The 24814-nt window shown below is 55.9% G+C and carries 31 protein-coding genes and 1 tRNA gene; 13 read left to right on the top strand and 19 right to left on the bottom strand.

What is annotated here, in order from left to right:
* The first annotated feature begins 4 nt into the window (after positions 1-4).
* The 8 genes from ACLM45_RS03770 (at position 5) to ACLM45_RS03805 (ending at position 6760) form a co-directional block, all read left to right on the top strand.
* Positions 5-1252 (top strand): phosphotransferase enzyme family protein, encoded by a 1248-nt coding sequence (locus ACLM45_RS03770; protein WP_415410674.1) that lies wholly within the window; start codon positions 5-7, stop codon positions 1250-1252.
* A 1-nt stretch (position 1253) separates the two neighbouring features.
* Positions 1254-1835 (top strand): DOMON-like domain-containing protein, encoded by a 582-nt coding sequence (locus tag ACLM45_RS03775; RefSeq protein ID WP_415410675.1) that lies wholly within the window; start codon positions 1254-1256, stop codon positions 1833-1835.
* A complete protein-coding gene (locus ACLM45_RS03780; protein ID WP_415410677.1) occupies positions 1832-2845 on the top strand; it encodes a transglycosylase SLT domain-containing protein in 1014 nt (337 codons plus the stop codon). The genes ACLM45_RS03775 and ACLM45_RS03780 overlap by 4 nt, the downstream gene beginning before the upstream one ends.
* Positions 2846-3347: 502 nt before the next feature.
* On the top strand, positions 3348-3551 hold the full coding sequence (locus ACLM45_RS03785; RefSeq protein ID WP_415410679.1) for a hypothetical protein: 204 nt from the start codon (positions 3348-3350) through the stop codon (positions 3549-3551).
* Positions 3520-4206, top strand: coding sequence for a hypothetical protein (locus ACLM45_RS03790; protein ID WP_415410680.1), 687 nt, complete (start codon positions 3520-3522; stop codon positions 4204-4206). The genes ACLM45_RS03785 and ACLM45_RS03790 overlap by 32 nt, the downstream gene beginning before the upstream one ends.
* A 52-nt stretch (positions 4207-4258) precedes the next feature.
* A complete protein-coding gene (locus ACLM45_RS03795; protein ID WP_006041570.1) occupies positions 4259-5587 on the top strand; it encodes an O-acetylhomoserine aminocarboxypropyltransferase/cysteine synthase family protein in 1329 nt (442 codons plus the stop codon).
* 17 nt (positions 5588-5604) lie between these two features.
* Entirely contained in the window at positions 5605-6498 is an 894-nt protein-coding gene (locus ACLM45_RS03800; protein WP_006041571.1) for a homoserine O-succinyltransferase, read from the top strand.
* A gap of 19 nt (positions 6499-6517) precedes the next feature.
* Positions 6518-6760 (top strand): hypothetical protein, encoded by a 243-nt coding sequence (locus tag ACLM45_RS03805; protein ID WP_006041572.1) that lies wholly within the window; start codon positions 6518-6520, stop codon positions 6758-6760.
* Between the two features lie 44 nt (positions 6761-6804).
* Here ACLM45_RS03805 and ACLM45_RS03810 read toward each other — a convergent pair whose 3' ends face one another.
* Positions 6805-7095, bottom strand: coding sequence for a hypothetical protein (locus ACLM45_RS03810; protein ID WP_415410681.1), 291 nt, complete (start codon positions 7093-7095; stop codon positions 6805-6807).
* Between the two features lie 65 nt (positions 7096-7160).
* Between ACLM45_RS03810 and ACLM45_RS03815 the strand changes: the two genes are divergently transcribed.
* The gene (locus ACLM45_RS03815; RefSeq protein WP_415410682.1) at positions 7161-7748 is read left to right on the top strand and encodes an alpha-ketoglutarate-dependent dioxygenase AlkB family protein; all 588 of its coding nucleotides are present in this window, start codon (positions 7161-7163) and stop codon (positions 7746-7748) included.
* Here the strand turns inward: ACLM45_RS03815 and ACLM45_RS03820 are convergent.
* The 4 genes from ACLM45_RS03820 to ACLM45_RS03835 form a co-directional block, all read right to left on the bottom strand.
* Positions 7705-8589, bottom strand: a complete 885-nt coding sequence (locus tag ACLM45_RS03820; protein WP_415410683.1) for an AEC family transporter — start codon at positions 8587-8589, stop codon at positions 7705-7707. The genes ACLM45_RS03815 and ACLM45_RS03820 overlap by 44 nt on opposite strands.
* 82 nt (positions 8590-8671) lie before the next feature.
* Entirely contained in the window at positions 8672-10024 is a 1353-nt protein-coding gene (locus ACLM45_RS03825) for a lipase/acyltransferase domain-containing protein (protein WP_415410684.1), read from the bottom strand.
* Between the two features lie 364 nt (positions 10025-10388).
* Entirely contained in the window at positions 10389-10526 is a 138-nt protein-coding gene (locus tag ACLM45_RS03830; protein ID WP_415410685.1) for a hypothetical protein, read from the bottom strand.
* An 11-nt stretch (positions 10527-10537) separates the two neighbouring features.
* Positions 10538-10756 (bottom strand): hypothetical protein, encoded by a 219-nt coding sequence (locus ACLM45_RS03835; RefSeq protein ID WP_415410686.1) that lies wholly within the window; start codon positions 10754-10756, stop codon positions 10538-10540.
* A gap of 45 nt (positions 10757-10801) precedes the next feature.
* On the opposite strand from ACLM45_RS03835, the gene ACLM45_RS03840 reads away from it, so the two are divergent.
* Positions 10802-11017: a hypothetical protein gene (locus ACLM45_RS03840; RefSeq protein ID WP_415410687.1), complete on the top strand. Its 216-nt coding sequence runs from the start codon at positions 10802-10804 to the stop codon at positions 11015-11017.
* Here the strand turns inward: ACLM45_RS03840 and ACLM45_RS03845 are convergent.
* The 5 genes from ACLM45_RS03845 to ACLM45_RS03865 are packed head-to-tail and all read right to left on the bottom strand — an operon-like array spanning position 11002 to position 15220.
* Positions 11002-11745: an amino acid ABC transporter ATP-binding protein gene (locus ACLM45_RS03845; protein WP_415410688.1), complete on the bottom strand. Its 744-nt coding sequence runs from the start codon at positions 11743-11745 to the stop codon at positions 11002-11004. The genes ACLM45_RS03840 and ACLM45_RS03845 overlap by 16 nt on opposite strands.
* Positions 11742-12749 carry an amino acid ABC transporter permease gene (locus tag ACLM45_RS03850; protein ID WP_415411340.1) on the bottom strand — a complete coding sequence of 336 codons (1008 nt, stop codon included), beginning with the start codon at positions 12747-12749 and terminating at the stop codon, positions 11742-11744. The genes ACLM45_RS03845 and ACLM45_RS03850 overlap by 4 nt, the downstream gene beginning before the upstream one ends.
* A gap of 33 nt (positions 12750-12782) precedes the next feature.
* Entirely contained in the window at positions 12783-13283 is a 501-nt protein-coding gene (locus ACLM45_RS03855; protein WP_415410689.1) for an HdeD family acid-resistance protein, read from the bottom strand.
* A 24-nt stretch (positions 13284-13307) separates the two neighbouring features.
* Positions 13308-14207 (bottom strand): ABC transporter permease subunit, encoded by a 900-nt coding sequence (locus ACLM45_RS03860; RefSeq protein WP_006041581.1) that lies wholly within the window; start codon positions 14205-14207, stop codon positions 13308-13310.
* Positions 14204-15220, bottom strand: a complete 1017-nt coding sequence (locus tag ACLM45_RS03865; RefSeq protein ID WP_415410691.1) for an amino acid ABC transporter substrate-binding protein — start codon at positions 15218-15220, stop codon at positions 14204-14206. The genes ACLM45_RS03860 and ACLM45_RS03865 overlap by 4 nt, the downstream gene beginning before the upstream one ends.
* Positions 15221-15260: 40 nt before the next feature.
* On the opposite strand from ACLM45_RS03865, the gene ACLM45_RS03870 reads away from it, so the two are divergent.
* Complete coding sequence (locus tag ACLM45_RS03870; protein ID WP_415410693.1) at positions 15261-15689, top strand: hypothetical protein; 429 nt, start codon at positions 15261-15263, stop codon at positions 15687-15689.
* Between the two features lie 4 nt (positions 15690-15693).
* On the opposite strand, the gene ACLM45_RS03875 is transcribed toward ACLM45_RS03870, so the two are convergent.
* On the bottom strand, positions 15694-17274 hold the full coding sequence (locus ACLM45_RS03875; RefSeq protein ID WP_006041584.1) for a SulP family inorganic anion transporter: 1581 nt from the start codon (positions 17272-17274) through the stop codon (positions 15694-15696).
* Positions 17275-17304: 30 nt separating this feature from the next.
* On the bottom strand, positions 17305-18534 hold the full coding sequence (locus ACLM45_RS03880) for an FAD-binding protein (RefSeq protein WP_415410695.1): 1230 nt from the start codon (positions 18532-18534) through the stop codon (positions 17305-17307).
* 51 nt (positions 18535-18585) lie between these two features.
* On the opposite strand from ACLM45_RS03880, the gene ACLM45_RS03885 reads away from it, so the two are divergent.
* Positions 18586-19680, top strand: coding sequence for a sirohydrochlorin chelatase (locus ACLM45_RS03885; RefSeq protein ID WP_415410697.1), 1095 nt, complete (start codon positions 18586-18588; stop codon positions 19678-19680).
* Positions 19681-19764: 84 nt separating this feature from the next.
* On the opposite strand, the gene ACLM45_RS03890 is transcribed toward ACLM45_RS03885, so the two are convergent.
* The gene (locus tag ACLM45_RS03890; RefSeq protein ID WP_415410698.1) at positions 19765-19956 is read right to left on the bottom strand and encodes a hypothetical protein; all 192 of its coding nucleotides are present in this window, start codon (positions 19954-19956) and stop codon (positions 19765-19767) included.
* 113 nt (positions 19957-20069) lie between these two features.
* Here ACLM45_RS03890 and ACLM45_RS03895 point away from each other — a divergent pair, with 113 nt between their 5' ends.
* Positions 20070-20330: a DUF2811 domain-containing protein gene (locus ACLM45_RS03895; RefSeq protein WP_038004355.1), complete on the top strand. Its 261-nt coding sequence runs from the start codon at positions 20070-20072 to the stop codon at positions 20328-20330.
* Here ACLM45_RS03895 and ACLM45_RS03900 read toward each other — a convergent pair.
* The 6 genes from ACLM45_RS03900 to ACLM45_RS03925 form a co-directional block, all read right to left on the bottom strand.
* Positions 20311-21966, bottom strand: coding sequence for a GMC oxidoreductase (locus ACLM45_RS03900; protein ID WP_415410699.1), 1656 nt, complete (start codon positions 21964-21966; stop codon positions 20311-20313). The two genes, ACLM45_RS03895 and ACLM45_RS03900, sit on opposite strands and share 20 nt — an antisense overlap.
* Positions 21967-22127: 161 nt before the next feature.
* Positions 22128-22204 (bottom strand) — tRNA-Met (locus ACLM45_RS03905).
* A gap of 50 nt (positions 22205-22254) precedes the next feature.
* Positions 22255-23226: an asparaginase gene (locus ACLM45_RS03910; RefSeq protein WP_038004358.1), complete on the bottom strand. Its 972-nt coding sequence runs from the start codon at positions 23224-23226 to the stop codon at positions 22255-22257.
* 23 nt (positions 23227-23249) lie between these two features.
* Positions 23250-23744 (bottom strand): CGLD27 family protein, encoded by a 495-nt coding sequence (locus ACLM45_RS03915; protein WP_006041591.1) that lies wholly within the window; start codon positions 23742-23744, stop codon positions 23250-23252.
* A 9-nt stretch (positions 23745-23753) separates the two neighbouring features.
* Positions 23754-24119, bottom strand: coding sequence for a ribosome silencing factor (gene rsfS / locus ACLM45_RS03920; RefSeq protein ID WP_415410701.1), 366 nt, complete (start codon positions 24117-24119; stop codon positions 23754-23756).
* Complete coding sequence (locus ACLM45_RS03925; RefSeq protein ID WP_006041593.1) at positions 24112-24747, bottom strand: DUF3318 domain-containing protein; 636 nt, start codon at positions 24745-24747, stop codon at positions 24112-24114. Before ACLM45_RS03925 ends, rsfS begins: the two co-directional genes overlap by 8 nt.
* Between the last annotated feature and the right edge of the window lie 67 nt (positions 24748-24814).

The raw sequence follows: 24814 nt of genomic DNA on the forward strand, positions 1-24814 counted from the left end.
CTTGATGCTGTCGGAGCCCATGGTGCCGCCTCCCCGGCTGTTTTTCCGCACACTCCTTACTGGCAAATCGGTTGGAAGACGGCATGGTTTCGCTGTGAGACCCAGGCGATACACCGTGACCAAGGCTCCCTCTGGCTCCAGCACATCCCTGGAGACCATCGCCGGACTGTTCCATCCACCAGAACAGATCAAGGCCATCGATCAGCTGGGGGCTGGAAACGTGAATGACACTTTCTTGGTCACCCTGGAAGCCACCGCACCGAGGCAAGCCTTCGTGATGCAGCGTCTCAACACGGACGTGTTCGAGAGCCCGGAGCTGGTGATGCGCAATCTCCTGCGCCTTGGTGATCACGTCGAGCGACGATTAGCTGAGGAACCACCTGAGCTTTCGGGGCGACGCTGGGAGATTCCAAAGGTTCTTCCCACCCTCGATGCCGACGGGCACTGGGTTGAACACGAGGGTGAATTCTGGCGATCGATCTCTTACATCGGAGCAGCAACAACAACTGATGTCATCAAGGATGAAGCCCATGCCTGGGAGCTGGGTTACGGCCTTGGGATGTTTCACCACCTGATCAGTGATCTGCCCACGGAAGAGCTGGCGGACACCCTTGAAAATTTCCACATTGCACCGGCGTATCTGGCTGAGCTCGATGCCGTTATCAGGAGAACAGCTCCCATCACAGACGCCAGAGTGAATGAAGCACTTGCCTTCGTGGATGCGCGTCGTGAAGGCCTAGATGTGCTTGAGCAAGCGTGCGCCAGGGGTGAACTGAAGCGCCGACCCATTCACGGAGACCCGAAGATCAACAACGTGATGATTGATGACCGCACCGGGCATGCGGTGGGGTTGATCGATCTCGATACGGTCAAGCCCGGATTGCTCCATTACGACATCGGCGACTGTCTCCGCTCCTGCTGCAACCGCCTCGGCGAGGAAACCGCAACGCCGGAGCAAGTGGTTTTTGATCTTGGGCTCTGCCGCTCGATCCTGGAGGGTTACCTCAAGGTGGGGCGATCCTTTCTCAGCGATGACGATGTGCGCCACCTGCCTGCGTGCATCCGCTTAATCCCCTTGGAACTGGGTTTGCGTTTTCTCTCTGATCACCTTTCAGGCGACACTTATTTCAAAACCGAGCGAGCCGGTCACAATCTGGATCGGGCCTGGGTGCAGTTTGCTCTCACCCGCTCGATCGAGCGGCAGTGGGATGAGCTGGTTTCCCTGATCGAGAGCCTTCACGGAGTGAACTGAAATGGCACGCCATCCTGTGATGGTGCGTCAGGTCTGCCCGCTGGTCCCCTTCTCTCCAGACGCATCCCCGACCCTTCTGACCAGTGCCGAATTCGTATGGGAAGAACACAACACCCTCGAATTGAGTTTCAGCCTGAGGCCAACGCGATTGGGTCAGGAGCTTCCCATGCTGGATTTCATGGACACTGCACCTGGCTCGAGCCTGCGCAGCGGGCAGCGCCTCGATGGTCTCTGGGAACACACCTGTTTTGAAGCGTTTTTTGCCCAACCCAACCAAGATCGTTATTGGGAGCTGAATGTTTCACCAACGGGCGACTGGAATCTCTACCGATTCGAGAGCTATCGGACTGATCGAGTGCGCGAACAGACTCACAAGCCAATAATTCATTGGCAAAGCTCAAAGCGGGATTGTCGCTGCACCATCGTGTTGAGCCTTGATCCCTGGTGGACTCCGGTGCAACTGCCGGAGTTAGCGATCTCCATGGTCCTGAAAGACAGTCACAACGACCTCAGCTACTGGGCTTTGTCTCACCACGGAAACGAGCCAGACTTTCACGACAGGCGAGCCTTTCTCAGCGCATGACCCGGTTCCTCATCCGTCGTCACCACTGGGCGACTCTGCTAGTGGGTCTGCCGCTTCTGTTCACGCCTCTCACCGTTGCCTGCAGGCAGCTGAACGCGCCGGCATCGGAGCCCCCTGAAGCCGTCAAGCCAACGCTGGCTGGCGTTGGAATTGAACTGCCAACCCGATCAGACCTTCCCGTGGCCCCGAACGGAAACCACTACCCCCTGGTCCCGGCCAAAGCAGATAACACAGCCTCTCTTCTGGTCAGCATCGAAACCGCTTTGGTGGACTCGGATCACGATCCAGCGGAGATTCCTCAACTGGCCCATCAACAACAGGTCATCTACCGGGTGTTGTCCCATAACCCGGTCTTATCTGAAGCGGTGCGGAATCGTCTGCCCTCGCGGTGGCACTGGGTGTTCGATCAACACATCTCCGCAAGACGCTCGTTCCTGGCCATGCACCGCGGACCAGCCTCCACAACCCTGCCCGCGTGGCGGATCCAGGCTCCTGCACCACAGGAGGATCTTCTCAAGGCCTACCGCAGCGCAGCGGATGCCACCGGAATTCCATGGGAAGTCCTGGCCGCTGTGAATCTTGTGGAAACCGGAATGGGCCGGATCGATGGTGTGTCCGTCGCCAATGCGCAGGGACCCATGCAATTCCTGCCCACCACCTGGGCCGAGCCTGGAATCGGCAGAGATGGAGACATTCGCGATCCATGGGATGCCATCCACGCAGCCGCGCGATACCTTGTGCGTCGTGGCGGCCTCAACGACATCCGCCGTGGTCTCTGGGGGTACAACAACAGTGACCATTACGGCAAGGCCGTTTTGCATTACGCCGCGTTGCTCCAACGGGAACCACTCACCTATCGAGGCCTTTACAACTGGCAAATCCATTACGCCGCCTCAGCGGGTGATCTCTGGCTGCATGAGGGATATGCAGCAGCGTCACCTGTCCCTGTGGCCGAGCATCTGAAGCGCTATCCCCACAGTGCGCCTCCTCAACCTGCAAAACCCAACTGAACCCTGCACGATGGCGACCAGAAGATGGTCAGCCCCTCACCTTTAAACCTCATCCCTGAGTCAACTCGCTGGCGCGATCGGCAACACGTTGGAGTGATTCGATTTCGCTGTGTATGGCGACTTCGCTGAATCAATCGGTGCAGCTTTTCCCCAGAGGATTCACCAACCCTGCAATTTCTGAGCGCCTTTGGGGTCTTTGCCGCCGAATACCTGATGCGTCCAATCGGGGGACTGGTGTCGGCCCCATTGACGACATGTTCTGACGACGAATCTGTTGCTGCTCCTGCGGATGATTCAGGGTCTTTCAGTTGGGGGCGGAAGACTCCGGCTCGATCCCCTGAAGTGTGAAGACATCCCCCCAGCAAACGCGTTTGCTTTGCAATCAGGCAAGCCATGGTGCTGCTTCCAATCGTTTTCTATTCAGGGATCACCCCCCTGCTCCACCCGCTTTTTCCTGGGGGGATCGCGATGCGCCAGTTTCTCCTTCTCTAACAGCCTCGTGGTGGCCGTGGTCGGAGGCACCGCCTCACTGCTGTCTACCTGGCTCAAGGATCTGAAGGGCTGGCCCAATGGGCTGATTCTCTACCTGCTGATGCAGGCCGATCCCAGCGTTCTGGGCCTGGTCTTCCAGCCCCTGGCATTTACGCTTCCAGGAACAGGACTGAACAAGCTGCGTGTCCAAGGAACTTACCCATCGCGCCGATGAACTGGCCTCTCTTGGCTGGTCAGCGGAAGACGTGAACCGCTACGCCGAGCTGTGGGACTACCGGCAACGCTGGGGTGCGATGAACCTTGAGCGGGAAGACCGCCTGTTTCTGCGCAAAGCCGAGGCTGCACTCCCTGTACTCATCACAGGAAAGTCTGCAGCGAAAAAAAACACCAAAGACAAGTCGTACTACCGCTGGCTCACCTTTCATCTGGATGCCATGACGGCATTCGAAGCCCAGATGACCATTCCCGATGGAGCCCGCGGGGCATGGCCGATCCTTCTCGAGGAGGAACTTCGGCTTCTGGATCATTACCAGCCCGTTCTCGGATTGCCTGACACCCTGAAAGCCAAGGCGTTCGATGCATTCCGTGAGCTCATGGGCGAACAGGCAGCGGCTCTGCCTGAAGGAAACATGCAGATGGGCAGTTACGACTTCCAGAACGCGTTACTCGTTCTCAAAGAGAAAGAAAACAGCAAATGGCGCCATTTGCGCGAACAGAGCGGCGAGCAGCCCTATCCAGTCCTCTTGCCGGGAGTTGTTGACACCTTCCGTACCGACGTACGCAGCCAGTTCACCCCCCTACTCCGTGAGACCCTCCCATCGCTCAAGGACAGCGACAAGCCCGAACCCACAGAACCAACAGCCGGTTGAGTCGCGGCCGAACGACCAGTGGCTAGAAAAGGGGATAGACATCAACGACGCCGTGACGGATCAGCGTTTCGAAACCCTCCAGCTCCACGCAGGCCAGGTTCCTGATCCAACCACGAACGCCAGGGCTGTTCCGATTTATCAGACCAGTTCCTACGTGTTCAACGACGCCGAGCACGGCGCCAATCTGTTCGGACTGAAGGAATTCGGGAACATCTACACCCGTCTGATGAACCCCACCACCGACGTGTTCGAGAAGCGGGTGGCGGCTCTTGAAGGAGGTGTAGCCGCTCTGGCCACCGCCTCCGGCCAGTCCGCACAGTTCCTGGCGATCACAAACTGCATGCAGGCTGGTGACAATTTCGTCTCCACATCATTCCTTTACGGGGGCACCTACAACCAGTTCAAAGTTCAGTTTCCTCGGCTGGGAATCAATGTGAAGTTCGCCGAAGGTGATGACGTTGACAGCTTTGCGGCACAGATCGACGAGGGCACGAAGGCGATCTACGTGGAGGCCATGGGCAATCCTCGATTCAACATCCCCGATTTCGAAGGTCTTTCTGCCCTTGCACAGCGAAACAACATCCCACTGATCGTGGACAACACCCTCGGAGCTTGCGGTGCTTTGCTCCGGCCAATCGAACATGGCGCGAATGTCGTGGTGGAGAGCGCCACCAAATGGATCGGTGGCCATGGCACCAGCCTTGGTGGAGTGATCGTGGATGCCGGCACCTTCAACTGGGGCAACGGCAAATTCCCTCTCATGAGCCAGCCGAGTGCCGCATATCACGGACTCATTCACTGGGATGCCTTTGGTTTCGGCAGTGACATCTGCAAGATGCTGGGTCTTCCTGATGACCGCAATATCGCCTTTGCGCTCAGAGCACGCGTGGAAGGACTTCGGGATTGGGGGCCAGCCGTCAGCCCCTTCAACAGTTTCCTGCTTCTCCAGGGACTCGAAACGCTGAGCTTGCGAGTAGAACGCCATGCACAGAATGCAATGGCGCTAGCCACCTGGCTGCAAGCCCATCCCCAGGTGTCGGATGTCAGCTATCCCGGTTTACCCGGTGACCCGTACCATCCAGCGGCAAAGAAATACCTCACCGGCCGCGGCATGGGCTGCATGCTCATGTTCTCGCTCAAAGGTGGCTATGACGATGCTGTTCGCTTCATCAACAGCCTCAAGTTGGCGAGTCATCTGGCCAACGTTGGCGATGCCAAGACGCTGGTGATTCATCCAGCTTCAACAACCCACCAGCAGCTGAGCGAAAGTGAACAAGCCTCAGCCGGTGTCACCCCCACCATGGTGCGGGTCTCCGTGGGCCTGGAACATATTGATGACATCAAGGCTGACTTCGATCAGGCCCTTGCATCAGGTGGTTGATGGGGAGGAGTAGCTGAATGGCGCTGATCCTTCCGCCCAACTATCACAAGATCACAGCGGTTGAACGCAACCGCATCTCCTGGATCGAACCGAAGGAGGCTGAACGACAGGACATCCGTCCTCTACGAATCGGCATTCTGAACATCATGCCGCTGGGAAAGCAGTATGAGTTCAACCTCCTCCACCCTCTCGGCCTCTCTGTGCTCCAGATCGAGCCGATCTGGATAAGGCTGCAAAGCCATGCCTACAAAAGCTGGGATCAATCCCATCTCAAGGACCTGTATGTGAGTTGGGATGAAGCCCTTGCCAAGGGCCCGCTCGATGGCCTGATCATCACCGGTGCCCCCGTTGAACATCTGCCCTTTGAAGAGGTCACCTACTGGCGAGAGCTGGTGGCTCTTGTGGAGGAGGCTCGCTACACATGCGCCAGCACGCTTGGACTCTGTTGGGCTGGATTTGCTTTGGCCTATCTGGCCGGCGTAAACAAGGAGACCTTCAACCGCAAACTGTTTGGGGTTTATCCAATGCGCAGCCTGGTTCCAGGCCACTCGTTGATGGGCACCCAGGATGATCAATTTCTCTGTCCCCAAAGCCGCCATGCCGGCTTGCCAGACGCAGCCATGGAATCAGCGCAACGGCAGGGACGGCTGCGCCTGCTCGCCCATGGTGAATCGGTTGGCTACACCATTTTTGAGACCCCCGATCAGAGGCAGCTGATGCATCTCGGGCACCCTGAATACAACGTTGGCCGCATCGTCGCTGAGATGGAGCGAGACAAAGCCCGAGGTGACGTACCACCACCGGAGAATTTCAACGCAGACCATCCCAGGACCCTCTGGCGTTCCCATCGGAATCTGCTGTTCCAGCAATGGCTCTGGTTCTGTTACCAGCGGGTTTCATTACTGGGATAACCGCCGACCAACCACCTCGATGCATCCACTTGATCTGTACGACCAATGGCGGCGACGTGTCCTTCGCTGGCTGCCGATTCGACAGGCGTTTGACCGGACTCCCGATGACGTCGCGCCCCACGGATCAGAGGACTGGTTGTTGGAGCCCATCGATGTCGATGAAGCCTGTCGACTGTTCCCGCACCTTGAAAAAGACCGGGCGGTTCTGCAGTACCAAAGATTGCGTCTGCAAATCAGAGAGCAGGACGGCCGAGGGTTCTAAAACGCGAACCGTTCAATGGCAGAACTCAATCGAGACCTGACAAGCTACTTAGAAACCTTGACAGGAAGTTGAGCTTCTGCAGGGCTGGCTGCAGCACGGTTCAACTCCCGTTCCAGCGATTCAACCCGCCTCTCGCGCAGGCAATGGCGGCACCCTCCAGTTGTTTGCAGATGCTTTTCCGGAGTGATGGTGATGGGGTGAACCGGATGCTTACGGCATCGGATTTTCACCGGACTCTTGTAGCTTCTCCATTGGATCTCCGAGTAATCAAAAAGGTCACCGAAGCGCTGCTTAGCCCGCTCCAGGAAGATCTCGAGGGTAATTCGTGCTGCCATTCGGGCAATCTATGGACGAATGGATTCGGAACTCCTCTGCTGTTATCCGTCTTCACGTCGACACGATGAACTGGACCCTTCAGTCCCACTGGCTTCCCCAGGACTGCTGTCGACAGTGGATGGAGCGGTGCAACGAGCAAATCAACTGGGAGCAGACCAAGGTCAGGGTCTATGGGCGGTGGCACAAGGTGCCGAGGCTCACAGCATTCCTTGCCGAACGATCGGTGTCCTATCGCTACAGCGGCGCTCTTCACCGGGGCTCAGGTTGGCCGCCGTGGTTCCTCCCGCTGCTCGAGAAAGTATCGATACAGGGCAACGCACCCTTCAACGGGTGTCTGTTCAACCTCTATCGCAACGGCGAAGACCGGATGGGTTGGCATGCCGACGACGAACCAGAGATCGACGCTTCATTCCCGATCGCCTCACTCTCGTTCGGAGCAACGCGAGACCTGCAGTTTCGTCACCGACAGACTGGGCAGCGACTTGATCTCACGCTCTCAGATGGCGACTTGTTGCTGATGGATCCTGAGTGCCAGAGTCTGTGGATGCACGGTCTTCCGACCCGCCGCAGGATCACAACGCCGCGACTGAATCTCACCTTCCGTGTGTTCAGAACAGACGATTCAGTACAACGCTCCACAGAGGCACACTAATTAAAGCGATGAGCGTGCTTCGCAGAATCAACTGTGCGGAAGCCGATGCATCACATTGCCCAGATTCCGCTATCAACAACACCGAAATTGCTGTCGGAGCAGCGGCCTGAAGCACCAGAGCTTTCTTGGCGAGGAGAGGCAATGGCAGGGGAAGACTGATCAGCAGCATCAGCATCGGAAACAGCAGCAGCTTGCAGACCAGGGGAGACAGCAGACGCTCGGGCACAGCCGAAGGCGCGCGCGAGGAAATGGTTCCCAAACGCATCCCCACCACAGCAAGTGCCAGAACAATCACCACCCGAGAAGGCAACCACAACCCCGCACTGATGGCGTCATGCCATGGGGTGGCCAGAACGATCAGGGCCCCGATCAGACCGCGCGTCGCAGGGCTGGCCATGAGATGGCTTGCCAACGAGCCCCAGTCGTAACCATGGCCTTGATGGTTGGCCTGGTGCAGCCAAAGAGGGCCCAGTCCCCAAGCTAGAAGCGTGGCCCCGAAGTCGTAGCCGATGCTCACTGGAAGCGCCTCGGATGGAAGCAGTGCCAACGCAGCGGGAATGCCGAAGTAGGCCGTATTGCCGATACAACTGGCCAGCTGTCGGTCAGGCATGGCCAGAGCGTCAGTGATGAGCCCCGACCCACGCAACAGAGCAAGCATGAGCCCGATCGCTGTCACGGAGAGCAACGCCATCAACAGAAGAGAGCGGTTGAGCCCACCGTGAAGCAGCAACCCCATCAAGCTCAGGGGAACGCCAAAACGTACCAAGGGTGTGGCCAGCGGAGTGATCCATTGCGGACGACAACGACCGATCAGTGCCCCTGTCAAAAGACTGGGAACCATCTCCCAGAGCAAACTCAGCACATTTCACCAAAAGAGAAGGCGAACAAAGACATCAGACCTTGCAAAAATCCCTGACCTTTTTCTAGAAGTTGCTTCGCCATATAATTATGTCGTACAGGTTCAAGAAGAAGTCGTTATTTTGCACTAGCCCCATATGATCTGTAAAGAAAAACATCGCATCGTACCACGGGATAATTGAGTTATTATAGGGAGAATCAATATCCCTTTTCTTCGTGCTCTCCAAGGTATAAGCGCTCGCCCTTAAGACCGCTCCATCGCCAGCTTTTTCTCGTTTCGCTGACCATGTTTTGTTCTCAGTATTGACAGTCACTTTCGATTCCGTGGGCTTGCCAACACCAGCAAAAAGCCAAAAGTAGAGACCATTGGGAGATTCAACTTTTTTGTCCAAGCGTGAGTGGAATAACCTTGCATTGCCAAGTAATTTTGCCTGAAGGCGTTTTGCCTGGAGGTATTTTGACGATGGCCGTTCTGCTCCTTTGGTGGAGATTTGGGTCAAAACTTTTTCTTGATTTGGGTCAAGTAGCCCCCAGCTCATATCTTGCCATAATTGCGGATCAAGAAGATCAACCTCTTTGCCCTCGTGATTGGTCGCCTGGGAAATATCTTGTCTTGGCAAGAGCTCGTACATCGAAGGCCATGTACCCAGAACTGCAGGGGGATATTTCAAAAGTTTAATTTGATGCAAATAAAAGCCATTCGTGAGATTGCTCAATGCCTCTACCGAGCCTTTATTTGGCGGTGCGACCATAATAATATTTTCAATTTTATCACTGCCGCGCCAATCAAGTTCAGGAGGGTTGTCGGACGTGCCAAGGCCTTGATTACCGTAGCGAAGATAATATCTAGAGACAAGACATCCCATCGAATGGCAAATTAAATCAAATTTTTGGTTGTCGCCAAAACGCTTTTTAATCATTGGATTTTCGGACTTTTCCCTGACAAACTTGTCTAAAATGACGGCATTTTCCGCATTTGACTTGCGCCAATCATATGCAAACTCGAACAACGGAGTTCCTTCATTCTTTGTATTTCCAATCCTGGACAACACCTCCTTTTCAGAAATGTATCCCGCGGCGATCATGGATTTTTTTATTGTCGCGTAGACGGCAAACTCAATGGACGAAAAAGGGAAAAAGCTGAGTCGCCATGTTTCCAGGACTGACTTGGGTATGGCCTTGTTGAATTCCTGAGCGGAAGATGTATTTTCAGGCTCTAAAGGAAGTGACAACAATTGATTGTCTTTTTCTGTTGATGGCCAATAAGTGTTAAAACCATAGGACCCCCAGGCCGTTTTTCCGCTTTCTGCGTCTACAAGTTGAGTGCCGCCAATTCCTGGCACAACGATGATCGGATTTGAAGTTTTTATCTTAGGAATAATTTCATCTGTCAGCGGCCCAAAGGTTGGGGTATACACGGAGTCGACTCTTGCACAGGCAGTTAGCAGGCCTACAGCTGAGAGCAATAATGATGTCTTAAAACGACTCAGCATTGCCACTAATTACAAAAAGATTCGCGTAGCGATGTCGTTACTAATTTAAGCCAAGCCTTGGACATGTGCCATTGACATCCTTGGGCTTGCTGATAGCTGTGACTGCAGTCGTGTGGATTAAGTTGAGGCCGTAGCACAAGCCAAATCAGCTTCCACAAGCCGACTCCCCAGATCGGATCCATGTCGCGGATGAAGTGTGTCGCAAGTTGGGTTGATTCGATGATCAGAAGTGTTTCAGCTTTGGTGTGTGCAGCGGCTGGGCTTCAGTTGAAACTGCCGGTGATCACGGTTAGCCATCGATCACAGCGAAATTGTGATGCAGCTTGTCGCCAAGACTCAGCCGGGGGTGACCACGTTCCTTAAGGGGTTTGTCCAAGGGTTGTTGCCAGCCTCCAGCCGACAGCAGTGGACGGCTGCCGGCTGGCACTGCAGATCAATTCATTCGAAACAACTCCTGTGGGCAAAGACAAGATCCACCAGCACCCTGATCTCCACGCTCTGCTTACGCCTGATCGCCAGCACATCGGCCAAATCCTGGGCTGAGAACAGAAACAGAGGCAAATCAATGCTGCGTTTGGCTTGATCCTGCTGCTGACGCATCAGCGCGAGGTCTTGATGGGAGGGGCATCGCGCTGCGGGTGGGGCAAACAAAGACACCAGGCCTTGTGCCAAAATCCTCACCGTCCTCTTCTGACCGGCAGCATGGCCTTCGCTGCACCGTCCTGCCTGATCCAGCAACATCTTCTGCAACTCAGCACTGCGCTGATGGAACGCTGTGAACAGCTGCAACTTCATCTGGCCGAACAGGTCGACCAACTTCCGCTCGGCAATGAAAGCTGGCTTCAGACGGAGCGGGAACTGGTTGCCGCTGAACAAGCTCTGGATCGACTTCATCACGCGTATCAATGGGCCATCTGATTGAGAAAACGTTGAGAACGTTCTTCCTTGGCATGGGTGAAGAACTCTTCAGCATCGGTTAGTTCAACAATCCGTCCCGCATCCATGAACAACACCCTGTCCGCCACCTCACGGGCGAAACCAAGTTCATGGGTGACCACCACCATCGTCATTCCATCGGCAGCCAGTTGCCGCATGGCATCGAGAACCTCCTTCACCCGTTCAGGATCAAGGGCGCTGGTGGGCTCATCGAACAACATCAACTCTGGATCCAAGGCCAACGCTCTGGCGATGGCGACCCGTTGCTGCTGTCCACCACTCAGCTGAGCGGGGTACTTGAGTGCCTGATCAGCAATTCCCATTTGATCGAGCAGAGCATGCGCCCGGCGTTCAGCCTGGAGCTTTGGGATCGACTTCACCTGAATCGGCGCCAGGGTGATGTTCTGAAGAATCGTGAGGTGGGGAAACAGGTTGAACTGTTGAAACACCATCCCCACACGACGACGGATTCTGCGGATCTGACGTTCGTCGTGGTCGGAATCCAAAGGAATGCCAACCACTTCCAGCGATCCGGAATCGATTGACTCCAAGCCGTTGAAGGTGCGAATGAGCGTGCTCTTCCCCGAACCGGAAGGTCCCATGACCACAAGGACCTCACCATGGCGAACAGTGAAGCTCACTTCGTCAAGCGCGCGATTCCCGGCTTTGAAGCTCTTGTTGACTGACTCAGCACGAACAACAACGGTCATGAACGGCGGGCTGCAAGGAGATTGGAGGGGTCTTGGCGTTCAAACTGCCGCGCCATCAGTGCCATCGCAGTGCAGAACAACCAGTACAACGCCGCGAGCCAGACATAGACCTCCAGGTGGCGTCCGATATAGGCCGGATTGGCCAGCAAACTTTGGCTGATCCCAAGCAATTCCACCAAACCAAGAATGGCCATCAGACTTGTGTTCTGAAGTAAACCAACAGCCTGGTTCGTGAGCGCAGGAACGGCAATGCGCAGAGCCTGCGGAAGAATCACCAGGCGCTGGATCTGCCATGGTCCGAGTCCAAGTGCAGCAGCAGCTTCAATCTGCGTCGGAGACACCGCCTGCAGTCCACCTCTTAAATCCTCAGCCACATAGGCAGCTGCAAACAAGGCAAACGCCACAACCGCACGAAAGACACGATTGATTTCGATCTGAACAGGCAGGAACAGCGGAAGCAGTAGCTGGCCAAAGAACAGAACAGCAATCAGCGGAACAGCTCGCATCCCATCGATGTAGATCTTGGAGAGAAGGCGTGCCGTAGTGAGCTCGCTGCAGCGCCCCAGAGCGAGAAGAATGCCGAATGGAAGAGCAATCAATCCACTGAACAATGTCAGCAAGAGGGTCAGAACAAGACCTCCCCAGAGACGGGACGGGACGGGATCAAGCACACCACCACCGGCCAGCAGCCACAGCCCGAGGGGCATCATCAACAGCCAGCTCCAGGACAGCATTGTGCTGTTGAGGCGTAACCGCTGCAGGAGAAAGGGCTGAGCCAATGTGAATCCCGTCAGCAGGACCAGCAACGCGAGCCAAAGGATTGGCCTCCATCGGGAGGCCTCCGGGTAGCCACCGACTGCGAAGAGCGGCAGATTTCCTGAGACCACCGACCATTCGGCTTGCTGGACAAGCCAGAAGCCTGTTGACCAGATCGACCAGGCAATGCAACCCAGCAGAACAACACTGAAACAAGCTTGAACAGGATGCCGGCGGAAATGTCGCAACCCAACGCGAAGGGACGAAGACCTTGTCAATGCTCAGACGCCAGGCTGGTCAGAGGCAGTCTGAAACAGATTCAGGGCTGAGAGAAACAGAGCGACACCGAAGAGAGTGCCCAAAGCCCAGAGACTGTCCGTTGGCCACTCAAGAACGAGGAGCAACCCCAAGATCGACGTAACCACACCATCCACAACTGCCAAACCAGCAGCAGCACCAGGGGTTGTGGCGCCAGAAGCCAGTTCCATCACCCCTTCAACAAGGAGAAGAACGCCTGCGAACAGCGTGAGACTGATTTCACTGTCGATCGGGTCGACCAAAATGAAGACCGCGCCACCGATGTATAGAAGCGCAGACAACACTCGAAACAGCTTGCCCTGAGATGTCGACTCAGCACCAAGGCGAAGTAGTTGTCCGATTCCGGCGGAAAAAGCAATCCCACCGATACCGATGGTCAGCAATGTGGCTGAAACGAATGGGAGAAGAATTGCTGCAATGGCCGCAACAACCAATAGAACAGCGGCAATACGGCGCGAGCTCATGAATCCAACCAAGGATGATCAACGCTAAGTGCGCTTCCCCTTGTTGAGCACAGAGTGATTGAGAATCTGCATGCTGCTGTTGATCAGCAGGTTGAGCAGAAAGAAGCTCAGCAATAAGAGCAGAAACCCTTCAATTGCACGTCCCGTCTGGGTGATGGCCGTATCACTGACGGCATAAAGATCTGCGTAGCCAACAGCGATCGACAAGGTGCTGTTCTTGGCAAGATTGAGATATTGGCTGCTCAGAGCGGGGAGAATGGCAGGAAGAGCCTGAGGCAGAACCACGCGTTGCAAGCCCAGACCCTCACCGATTCCTAGGCTGCGAAAGGCTTCCCACTGTCCCCGCGGAACGGCATCCAGTCCTCCACGAACCACCTCGGCGATAGCAGCGCCTGTGAAAACACTGAGACCAACCAGCACAGCTGCGAACTCAACGCTGAGATTGAGTCCCATTACCGTGATCGCCTGATTGGAGACTCGGATCAGTGCCCCGAGGGGAGCCAGCGGTTCGGATGGCAGACCGAGAAAGGCCACGAAATACCAAAAGAGCAGTTGCAGAAGCAGAGGGATCTGACGGATCAGCCCTACATAAAGACCTGCAAGTGCGCTGAACAGTGGGTTGTTGCTGCGAGATGCCGCGCCTGCAACCACGCCCAAGACCGTGGCAAAGGCAATGCTGCAGGCGATCACTCGAAGACTGTTCAACCATCCCATCAGCAAAGCCCAAGCCATGCTGTCGCCGGGTTGAAACGGCAGTAGATGCTCGCTGATTGCAAATCCTGCTGGCCGACTCAGCCAACGAAAACTCAGTCCTAACCCTGTACGGATCAGATTGACGGTGAGATTGTTGATCAGAATTCCAGCCAGCGTGAGCACTGCCACCAACAGCAGAACCTGGATCCACCAGCGTTGACGACGCGTCATTGGAACGGTGGAGCAATCAGAACACCACCATCCCGATGCAGCTGATTAAGTCCTCGCGGGATGGGGACGGCACTCTGCGGGCCGAGATGGCGGTCATAAATCTCGCCATAGTTGCCGGTGGTCTTCAACACGCTGACAACGAAATCATTTCGCAGCCCCAGCTTGGATCCAAGCTCTCCATCAACCCCCAAAAAACGCCGCAAAGCAGTTTTGCTTGGATCGCTCGTCGCTTCCTGAAGCTTGACGTCCACATTGGCCTTTGTAATTCCCATCTCTTCAGCAGTGATCAAGGCGTAGACCACCCAGCGCATGGCATCAGCCAACCGTTGATCCCCTCCGGAGGAAAGGGGTGCCAAAGGTTCCTTACTGAGCACTTCAGGCAAAATCTGATGGTTATTCGGTTGTGCAAATCCGGAGCGAGCTGAAGCCAATTGGGATCGATCCGATGTCATGGCTGAGCAACGACCCTGCAAATACCCAGCCACCAACTGATTCAGATCCTGATATTTGACCGGTTTGTAGGCAATGCCCCTGGCTTGGAAGACATCATTGAGGTTTTGCTCCGTCGTGGTTCCCGATCCCACACAGATGGTCTTATCTCTGAGATCGTCCAGTCCATTGATACCGGAATTTCTGCGAACCAGAAGACCTTGACCATCATGAAAGACAACCGGTGCAAAGGTGACGCCATTCCCACCTGATGCATCGCGGCTGAGATTGAACGTTGTATTTCTCGACAGAAGGTCGATTTCACCTGTTCTCAGAGCCGTGAAACGCTCAGGTGCCGTCAATGGTCTGTATTCAACCTTGCTGGAATCCCCGACAAACGCCGCGGCAAAGGCTTGGCACATGTCCACATCCAATCCTGCGTAACGGCCATCGCGCTCCAAAAAACTGAATCCAGGGATCTTGCCGCTGACGCCACAGCGAAGTTCACCACGCTGCCTGATGAGATCAAGACGAGACGCGCCACCCTCTCCAAGGGTGGCGCAGGCGTACAAACCGAACAGCAAGACGCCAAAAGGGACAAGACGACAACACTGCACCGCGCGAATGATCAAAGCCAGCCCAATTGTGTCAGAGATTGCACATAGCTCTGAATTGAATTCAGCGCTTTGCTGGACTGAACTTAGTGTATTTAAGGTTTTTTTGAACGTAATGCTTCGATCCCTCCAGGGATCAGTAGTGCTAGGAGCAATCGGTGCTCTTTTAGCCTTCTCACCCGCTGGAGCCTGGGAGATGGGTGACCGCCAGGCTTACAACAACAAAATGACCATTCTTAAAGTCATGTTGGAAAGCGCTCGAGAGCGAGCAATTGAAAGTGACGACCTTGAGACAATGTGTCTCATCATGAGTATTGGAAACGATGTTACCGAAACTTATCTGCGGGCTAGCACCGGTGAGGAAATGATTCAACAACGTCTCAATGGAATGCGCAACGATCTAACCGCATGTCTTGCATTGCTCTACAACCGCCGCTGATCAATCAGCCGTGTGCACCCTCCGGTTGAGAGCCGATGCGCTCAAAAAGGTCACGACTTTCTGTGTTAAGCCCTAAAACCTCCACCTCAGATCCACCTTGTTTTAGTTTTCTGATCAACTGATTAAGCGCTCCAACACCACTCTGGTCCCAAATGTGCGCTGACGTCATATCAATGATGATTTTCGCTGGATGGTCATGCACATCAAAACCTTGAAGAAAATAGATCTTGCTCACGAAAAATAGTTGACCTGTCACCACATATCGACGCAGATCTGGAGCAACATCCACAGGCTCCACTCGAATCACTTTCGCTACTTTTCTGCTGAACAGGATCCCGGCCAGCGCCACACCGGCCAACACACCGAGTGCAAGGTTGTGGGGGGTGGTCAGCATTGTCACAGCAAAGGTCATCAACATCACCGCTGTATCACTTTTCGGAATGGAGCGGATCTTGCGCAGGCCAGCCACATCCGCGGTGCTGACAGCGATGCTGATCATCACGGCAACCAGTGCAGCCATGGGAATCTGCTGAAGCCAGGGTCTGGCCAGAAGGATCATGGCTAGCAGGCTGACGCCTGAGAACAGCGTGGAAAGCCGCGAACGCCCCCCGTTATCGATGTTCATCACGGATTGCCCCACTAGAGCACATCCCGCCATCCCCCCGAAGAACGACGAGACAATATTGGCGATGCCCTGCCCGCGTGCCTCCCGGTTTTTATTGGACGTGCTGTCAGTGCGGTCGTCGAGAATGTCCTGGGTAAGGAAGGTTTCCATCAGTCCAACCAGAGAGATAGCCATTGCCGTTGGCAAAACGATCCCAAGGGTTTCCAAACTGAAAGGCACGCGCCCATCCGCCAATGCACCAAAGGGGATCTGAAACACAGGCAGACCTGAAGGCAAATCACCAAGGCTCTGAACGGTAGGAATGTCAAAGCTGAAGCTCATTGAAATCGCAGTGAGCACAACAATGGCCACCAACTGTGATGGCAAAGCACGGGTCAGTCGTGGGAGGCCATAGATGATCAGAAGTCCCAACAGCACCAACCCCCAAACCACAGGCAGCTGAGCACCTTGAGGGAGAAGGTCGTGCGCATGGCCTGCAGCCTCCGCCTCACCGAAATGGAGATTGATGCCGAGTTGGGGGAACTGAGCTTGGAAAATCAACAGTGCCAGAGCATTGACGAAGCCGCTGAGAACACCCAGAGGCACGAAACGCATCTGATAGGCCAGGCGCAACCAGCCCCACAACAGCTGCAAGAGGCCTGTGACGATCCCTGCCACAAGCAGGTAAGTCAACCCCAGTCCGGGCCCCCGGGATTCACCTGTTGCCACAAGGCCTGTCATCAACAGGGCGGTGGATCCCGTCGCCGACGTGATCATTGCGGAACGCCCACCGACAAAGGCGATCGTGATCGACAGGCAGAAGGCTCCGAACAAACCAACCTGGGGGTCGACGCCTGCAATTCCTGAGAAGGCAATGGCCTCGGGAATCATGGCGAAGGCCACCACCAAGCCGGAAAGAAGCTCCTTGCTGGGGTTACCGATGAGGGACTCCAACCGCAGCGCCGCGGGTCCGGTTGCCATAAAACAATCTGTGCGTGAGGCGACCGTATCTCAAAGCCGGCACAGACGTTGGTCGGGATCGAGCTCGACCTTCAATTGCTGGAGTGATGGCAACCAGGATCCAAAGGCATCCTTCAATTCCTGGTCATGACAGGGAAGATGATCATGGAGCTGAGCGAGATGAACCCCTGGGTTCAGCGCCATCAAGGCATGGCTCACACTATCCATCCATTCCAAGGCATGCTTCCGTCCAGGAAGGTCCCCAGGTGTCCAGGCCGCAGTGATCCAGGGTTTCCACACTGCATCGCGATAAATGAAGGATGTCGAAGCTGCCGCAACAGTGCCGGTTGCCCCACCCAGTTGCTGAGCGCTGATTCGGCAGGAAGGATGCGGTCTCCTCATCATCTGCTCCCGAAGACGATCAACAACTGACTCGGCCTGCTCACCCCAACTGCTGCCGAGCCTGCCGAGCACCTCACAGTGGAAAGGCGAGGGTTTTTGATCACTCGTCAGCCGGCCGAAAACCGGAAGTGACAGCTGATCAGCACAGATCTCAGCGGCTTCCCCCGCCAACGCCGGGAGCAGATCAGGTGTGCCCCCATCGGGAACACATTCCACGGCGTAGACCTCGACGTGGTCACCCCAGGACCATTGGAGACTGGCTGAAGGGGGCCACTGCTCTGCCGAACGGATCCAATTCGGCAATGCATCAACAGTGATGCGCTCCTGCAGAACGGCCAAGGGCTTGATCGGGCGAGTCCTCAGGTCCAGTCCTGTCACGACGGCAAGAAAAGGTGCCGCTCCAAGAAGGGCACGCCAGTACCTGGCAGCCCGTTCATCACCGATGACGTCATGACGGTGAACATTGAAAGCAACACCATTGCCCCAGACACCCTCGATCCGCTGGATGTGGTCCATGGCTAAACCTTGTAAGCGACTCAGCGGACCCATGCCACCGGTGAGAAGGAAGCCAGATCCAGGCACTCCCGACAGCCCGATCGGCAGAGCGCGTTGATGGGAGCGCAGGCCTTCCAGCAGTTCAGCCATGGTGAGGCCGGTACCGATTGTGACCAGAGAAGATGCCTCGTGATACCGGAGCTCCCGGTAATGCCTTTTGAGATCAAGCGTCCAGAGTCCATTGCCAGCACAACGACTGCTGGTGGCACCGGAGCTCACCAACAATGGGGTTGGATGCAGAGGGTGAGCCAGAACGGCCGGAAGTAGATCAGGGTTAAGGCTCAGCCGTCCTTCAGACCTTGCATCCTTAGCCAAAGCATTCATGAGATCACGCGCACTGGAGACGAATAGGTTCGTTGCAGATGCACCCTCAGTGTGACCCTGCCGCTCGATGCTCTTTCTGATCGGAAACATGGTGTTCTGATCTGCGGCCATGGGAGCCGGAACCGGCTGGCGGTTGAGGAATTCGAAGGCCTCGCCCACGGCCTGAAGGCCAGGCTTCCAGATCTTCCTGTGGAGTACGGATTTCTTGAATTTGCACAACCCATTCTCCGTGAAGGACTCGATCGCCTCCGGGCCCAGGGAGTTGAAAAGGTTCTGGCCATCCCAGCGATGCTGTTCGCCGCTGGCCACGCAAAGAATGACATTCCATCGGTCCTTAACACCTACAGCGCTGAAACGGGTCTGGACATCGATTACGGACGGGAACTGGGCGTTGATCGACTGATGATTGCGGCGGCGGGGGCACGGATCCGCGAGGCCCTTTCGGCGGCGGGTCCATGCCCAGCGGCGGACACCCTGTTGGTCGTCGTTGGACGTGGATCGTCCGATCCCGATGCCAATTCGAATGTGGCCAAAGTGACTCGCATGCTGGTGGAAGGCTTTGGCTTCGGCTGGGGCGAAACGGTGTATTCAGGCGTGACATTTCCCTTGGTCGATCCAGGTCTGCGGCACGTCGTGAAGCTGGGGTTCAAGCGAATCGTCGTCTTTCCTTATTTCCTGTTTTCAGGGGTCTTGGTCAGCCGGATCCGACAGCACACCCATGGCGTTGCGGATGATCACCCCAACGTCGAATTCCTTGAGGCCTCTTATCTCGGAGATCACAGCTTTGTGCTCGACACCTTCATGGAGAGGGTGAAGGAAGTGCTGGGGGGAGAAGCGTCCATGAACTGCTCGCTATGCAAATACAGGGCACAGGTGCTGGGGTTCGAGCAGGAGGTGGGTCTGGACCAAGCCAGTCACCACCATCACGTAGAGGGCCTGACAGAAGCCTGCGACCTATGTGAAAAGGAGTGCACCGGCGCCTGCCAACCTGACGGAATCCCAATCCCGCTTGGAGGCGCCCACCACCATCATCACAACCATGATCACGGACATCACCATCCTTACCCCCACGCCGACCACCCCCTCGGACCGAGCACACTTCGGCGGGCCCCGTCAAAAGAAGACACACCTGAGGCTGAAAGCTGAAGCAAATCAGTCATATCTCCATGCTCACCCGTCTCTGTCGCGACGAGTCCAAGAAGACACAAGATCATCAGCGAAACTAATCGGTCATTGAATTTGTGGAGAAGACGGGTCTTTTTCCACTGATTGGCGAACTTTTCCACAGCTCTTCTCATGAAACGACTGTTCCAGCGATGAGGCTGTGGTTATTTCAAACTGCAACCAAATCGACTTGACAACTGAGACATTTCCGCTGAGGGAGCCGATCAACACCGCAACTTGCGCAAAGAACACTCTCATGGCAATGAGTCTCAATCAAGATCAGGATTTGATCGCATAGAAACGCCTGCTTTGACGAGAAGGGGTTTGTTGTGGCTTCCTTGCGTGTGAATGATCGCTGCCTGAAGGGCTTAATGGACCGCAACCACCTGGAACGCTGCATTGATACGGAAGTACCCCTTAATGAAGCTGAGGCTCCTTTTGTGAGTCTTGAAGCGGAAATTCCTGAAGTTCTCTACAAGGGCCTGAAGGAGTTCATCGTCTCCAATCCTTCTTGGGACCAATACCAGGTCATGAGCTCAGCACTCGCCCATTTTTTGTTTCAAAATGGTTGTTCCGAAAGGGCTGTCACGCAGCGCTATCTCGATGATCTGTTCAGCCGCAAGCAGGCTTGAGAGCTTCCAGGCAGGCTCGACGGGTGATGGCCATCATTGTGAGGGTTGGGCTTTGCCACCCGGATGAAGGCCAGCAGGCACCATCCACCACCAGCACATTCCGGCACCGCCACAGACGGTTGTAAGCGTCCACCACACTCGTTTGTTCACTGTGGCCCATGGGCGCCCCACCCACTTCATGGATGTAATAGCCCGGCGGAGGGGAATCCTCCTGAACAGCGATGGCTCCACGAATGAGTGGTTCCACGAAAGGGAGATGAATCAAATCAGGAAGTGATGCAGGCGTACCGCCGGCAACGCCAATGCAGTCTTCGATTGTCCCTTGCATATGGGTCACCATTGCTTTTTCGTTGTCCCCCCAGCGACAGCTGATCATGGGCATCGGCACCCCAAACTGATCACAACGATCGGAGAGCGTGACTCGATTGGTCTCTGAGGCCAGGACCTCTCCATGGCCAATCAGAAAGCCGAGGCGTTGATCCTGGTGACGCTTCAGCCACCAAGGGGGATCAAAGCGATTGATCGCCCCCCAGAGTCCATATCCCCGCAGAAACGAACGCCCCTTGCAGTGGGCAGGATCATTTCCGAACGGCAGGAAAAAGCTTCCCGCACCGGAAAGGAGGCTCGAAGGATCATGCACCTGCATGGGCTTGCGGCCGGTCAGCGATGGCACCGAAAAGAATCGGCAACAGGACACGTGATCCATGAGGCCCTGTCCCAGCAAGCACGATGGATCGTGGAAACCGCGGGAATCCTGCTTTTGCTCCGATTGCAAAAGCAACCGAAGGCTGGCGATGGTGGAAGCGCACAGCACAATCAAATCGGCCTCGAGCAAACGCTGCTCTCCGCTGGAACGATTCACCACAACGACGGCTCGGGCTTTGTCCTGTCCGGGATGCAGCACCAAATTCACGGCCATGAAGCCACTGAGCATCTCCACTCGGCCCGTGGCCATGGCACGACGCAAAGTGGATCCGTTACTGCTGGACTTGGGCCAGGACGACTGGGAACCAGCCGCGTGTGCTTCAAAACCGCGGGAGTGAATGAATGGAACATCCCGATGCCTGAGCAAGGCGGTCCGGAAGCGCTCTTCCTCAGGGAGCAGGGGCAGAGGAGGTGCCAGCAAGCCATCGGGAAGATGCTGGAGGCCATCGGTGTTCCCCCTCACCTCAAACAACCGCTCTAGAGCGCCGTAATGAGGGTCAAGATCCTCGTGACCAATCGGCCAGCTTTCCCCGTAGCCATCGGCATCAGCGGCCTTGAAGTCATAGTCAGAAAGACGCAGAGTGATTCCACCCCAGGTCAGGCTGCGACCACCCACCTGACGGCCTTGAGTCCAAAGGAAAGGCTGATCCGCGGGAGTGCTGTAGGGGTACTGATATTCATCGGCATAGAGCGCTGGATTCTGCTTCCAGTAACCAGGATGCTGGGATTGCCGTTGATGACGGCCGCTCAACAGCCCCTCGGCTCGCCGACAGCTATTTATCGGTTCTGATCCCAGTGCTTGTTCAGAGGAAAGATCAGGGCCTGCTTCTACAACAAGAACGCGAACGCCTGCTTCGGCAAGGGTCATCGCAGCCACACCTCCGGTGGCTCCGGATCCGATCACGATGGCCTCAAATGGATGATGCGGCATTGGTTTGGAGTCGATCCAATTCAGGGCGCTCGATTGTCAGAGAATCCAGAGGAGTTGCGATGTTGCGATGGCCAAGAAACCCTGCAAACATCTTCTTGCCAAAACGAACAATCGCCAAAAAGCAATAAAAAAACCCCACGACTGTGGGGCTATTTTGGAATTGGTGGCGGGGGGGAGATTTGAACTCCCGACCTTCGGGTTATGAGCCCGACGAGCTACCAGACTGCTCTACCCCGCGGTGACTCAATCATCATACAACTTGGTGTCGAACGACACCACGAATCTCGTTTAAGAACGCAGCTCTCCTTCCACCACGAGCTGAACCCCAGCGTTGAGAAGGAGGAGTTGCTCCTCCAGCTCCTGAAGACCGCTGGGCGTGAGCCAATCCAACTGGCGCAACACATGCAAAGCAACAGCCTGCTTGGCGCGACGAGCACCATCGACCACCTTGATGGCAACACCGAGGCCGTCGCCTGTTCGACTCAGGCATTGCATGCCCTCAGCACCTCCTTTGCTAATCACCTGCTTGTGTGAGCGGCGCATCAGCTCAGTATCAAACCGTCCCTCCCCTGCCACAATCTCGGGGTGAGCCAGCATGGCCCGACTGATCTGCTCCATCTCCGCATGAGTAGAAGCACCGAGATGGGCGTAGAGGAGACCGATCTGGGCTAACTGCAATCTGAGAGTGGGAGCTCCGCAATCGTCCCGTTCCGCCACGAGCTCTTCCACAGGTAGACCGAGCAGTTCAGCGACACGACGATTCACCTCTTGCTGAACGGGATGATCTCCACGCAGATACGTGTCGAGAGGCCAACCCATCTTCTTGGCTGTAATCAAGAATCCGGCATGTTTTCCGGAACAGTTGTGTTCGAGTGGACTGCGAGCGCCATCAGGAATGGGGCATTGGAGATGGTGACTGTCCAACTCGGCATTCCACAGCAGACGAAACGCCTCCCTGGCATGGGATGGAGTGCCGGCATGAGAAGCACAGCTGATTGCGATTCCACGTTCCCCACAGCTGTAAGACTCCGATGCTCCGCTGCTCAATAAAGGCAAAGCCTGAAAGGGTTTGAGTGCAGAACGAACGAACGTCTCATGATCCGGCTCTCCGGCTCTCATCAACACACGACCGCGGCTGTCACACACCACGACATGAACCCGATGGGTGGATTCAATCGACGCGCCTCGCTTCAGGTGCACTTCCAGTGGGGGAGTCGCGGTCGATCGAGCAGAACCTCTGTATCCGGATGGAAGCGGCATGAAAGTGACGATGTCCCTCGGATTCAGAGAGCTTGACAGATGCTCGCGCCCCCAAGCATCAGACCGGTAACAAGCGCCATTGCACGGCCGAGGCGGCCGAGAATCGGACGAACTTCGTGTTGGGCAAGAAGGAGATCACGCTCGCGCCAGGACAGGGGCTTTTCCCAGACCTGACCGTCGTACCAACCTGACTCTTCATATTCGACTTTCTCTGACAGCAAGCGTTTATGCACATAGCTCCATCCAAGCCATTGACGCACCAGAAGCAGCATCGGCAGCACGAGGGCTGCGACACCCCCCGCCAGACACAGTCGTACCGGGTCATGACGAAGGGTCCAGCTTCCACTGGCTACAAGAACACTGACCGGTGAGATCAAAAGCCAATTGATCAGAAGAGCCCGGTCGAGATCATTCTGCGACTGACAAGGCCACGAAAAAAACCAAGAACGGGTGAATTCAATGAACTCCTCCTGGGGACGCTGCTCAGGAGGAACAGGACAGGACACGCTGGAGACCATGAAGGGATCTCAGTCCTCGGTGGATGTGGAGGTTAGATGGGGACGTCGATGGCCGTGGCTCCAGAACGCTTCCAAGTCGTAGTAACGGCGCTCTCCTGGCTGAAGAACATGAACGATCAGTTCGCCGTAATCCAAAAGGGCCCATCGCCCTTCATTGATGCCTTCCTTGCGGAGGGGCAGGCGCTGAGCTTCGTCCTCCAGCCGATCTTCGACGGAACGGGCGATTGCGCGAACCTGAACGTCGCTCTGTCCACCAGCAATCACCATCCAGTCCGCCAGGCTTGAGACTTCATCCACGCGAATCAGCTGGATGTCCACAGCCTTGCGGTCATCACAGGCCTCAGCTGCCAGTTCAGCCAGCTGCTCACTATCCATAAACGTTCTCACTGGTGACGGATTGACGGGACCCCTGTTGCTGGGCCATTTCGGCCCGCGCCTTTCCAGCACTCTTGCGCAAAGCCTCGAGACGGTCCTCATAAAACCCCCTCTTCTTCTTCTTTCTGGTCTTCTCCACCAGATCCTTGAGAGCGCCACCGAGGCTCTTGTATGCATTCGGAACGCTGTAACCGAAGCGGCAGGCGAGATCGATCGCCCGCTCATCTGCCGCAATGGCATCTCGCAAGCGCTTCTCGGCGTTGTTTTTCAGGTAGAGCCGGTAACCCGCGAAACCCGATAACCCCAAGGCCATGATCAGCAGGAGTCCATCCTGGACCCAGAGCTCGCCGATCGCACCCCCAAGACCGATGGCCAGCGCTGCCATCTCCCAACCATCCCTGGGGATGGTGTCGTTCTGAATCCGCCCCACCTCATGCCAGAAGAGCAAGTTGCGGTAATCCAGAGCCAGGCTGTCCCAGGCATCGAGATCAACCTGGATCTCCACTTCGTCGCGACCGATTTCCTCCAGGGTGATCAGAGCAGGATCAACTGCTGCTGCGGCCTCAACGAACACCCAGCTCTGCATTTCGGGAGGCAGCAGCCCCTTCAGGCGCTGGAGTTCGCTCATAATCGTCAATGATTCACCTGACCCTCAAAGTTAGCGACTGATCAGCTCGCTCTGCTGTAGGCGCGAG

This window comes from Synechococcus sp. A10-1-5-9, assembly GCF_047716785.1.
Classification (GTDB): Bacteria; Cyanobacteriota; Cyanobacteriia; order PCC-6307; family Cyanobiaceae; genus Synechococcus_C.

Coding starts and splice junctions, on each gene's coding strand:
- ACLM45_RS03780 (WP_415410677.1), top strand. CDS start 1,832: ATGACCCGGTTCCTCATCCGTCGTCACCACTGGGCGACTCTGCTAGTG.
- ACLM45_RS03855 (WP_415410689.1), bottom strand. CDS start 13,283: ATGAGCTCGCGCCGTATTGCCGCTGTTCTATTGGTTGTTGCGGCCATT.
- ACLM45_RS03800 (WP_006041571.1), top strand. CDS start 5,605: ATGGCGCTGATCCTTCCGCCCAACTATCACAAGATCACAGCGGTTGAA.
- ACLM45_RS03910 (WP_038004358.1), bottom strand. CDS start 23,226: ATGCCGCTTCCATCCGGATACAGAGGTTCTGCTCGATCGACCGCGACT.
- ACLM45_RS03820 (WP_415410683.1), bottom strand. CDS start 8,589: ATGGTTCCCAGTCTTTTGACAGGGGCACTGATCGGTCGTTGTCGTCCG.
- ACLM45_RS03815 (WP_415410682.1), top strand. CDS start 7,161: ATGAACTGGACCCTTCAGTCCCACTGGCTTCCCCAGGACTGCTGTCGA.
- ACLM45_RS03770 (WP_415410674.1), top strand. CDS start 5: ATGCTGTCGGAGCCCATGGTGCCGCCTCCCCGGCTGTTTTTCCGCACA.
- ACLM45_RS03840 (WP_415410687.1), top strand. CDS start 10,802: ATGGCCTTCGCTGCACCGTCCTGCCTGATCCAGCAACATCTTCTGCAA.
- ACLM45_RS03845 (WP_415410688.1), bottom strand. CDS start 11,745: ATGACCGTTGTTGTTCGTGCTGAGTCAGTCAACAAGAGCTTCAAAGCC.
- ACLM45_RS03860 (WP_006041581.1), bottom strand. CDS start 14,207: ATGACGCGTCGTCAACGCTGGTGGATCCAGGTTCTGCTGTTGGTGGCA.
- ACLM45_RS03805 (WP_006041572.1), top strand. CDS start 6,518: ATGCATCCACTTGATCTGTACGACCAATGGCGGCGACGTGTCCTTCGC.
- ACLM45_RS03925 (WP_006041593.1), bottom strand. CDS start 24,747: ATGAGCGAACTCCAGCGCCTGAAGGGGCTGCTGCCTCCCGAAATGCAG.
- ACLM45_RS03880 (WP_415410695.1), bottom strand. CDS start 18,534: ATGAATGCTTTGGCTAAGGATGCAAGGTCTGAAGGACGGCTGAGCCTT.
- ACLM45_RS03810 (WP_415410681.1), bottom strand. CDS start 7,095: ATGGCAGCACGAATTACCCTCGAGATCTTCCTGGAGCGGGCTAAGCAG.
- ACLM45_RS03870 (WP_415410693.1), top strand. CDS start 15,261: ATGATCAAAGCCAGCCCAATTGTGTCAGAGATTGCACATAGCTCTGAA.
- ACLM45_RS03895 (WP_038004355.1), top strand. CDS start 20,070: ATGGACCGCAACCACCTGGAACGCTGCATTGATACGGAAGTACCCCTT.
- ACLM45_RS03915 (WP_006041591.1), bottom strand. CDS start 23,744: ATGGTCTCCAGCGTGTCCTGTCCTGTTCCTCCTGAGCAGCGTCCCCAG.
- ACLM45_RS03890 (WP_415410698.1), bottom strand. CDS start 19,956: ATGAGAGTGTTCTTTGCGCAAGTTGCGGTGTTGATCGGCTCCCTCAGC.
- rsfS (WP_415410701.1), bottom strand. CDS start 24,119: ATGGATAGTGAGCAGCTGGCTGAACTGGCAGCTGAGGCCTGTGATGAC.
- ACLM45_RS03900 (WP_415410699.1), bottom strand. CDS start 21,966: ATGCCGCATCATCCATTTGAGGCCATCGTGATCGGATCCGGAGCCACC.
- ACLM45_RS03775 (WP_415410675.1), top strand. CDS start 1,254: ATGGCACGCCATCCTGTGATGGTGCGTCAGGTCTGCCCGCTGGTCCCC.
- ACLM45_RS03875 (WP_006041584.1), bottom strand. CDS start 17,274: ATGGCAACCGGACCCGCGGCGCTGCGGTTGGAGTCCCTCATCGGTAAC.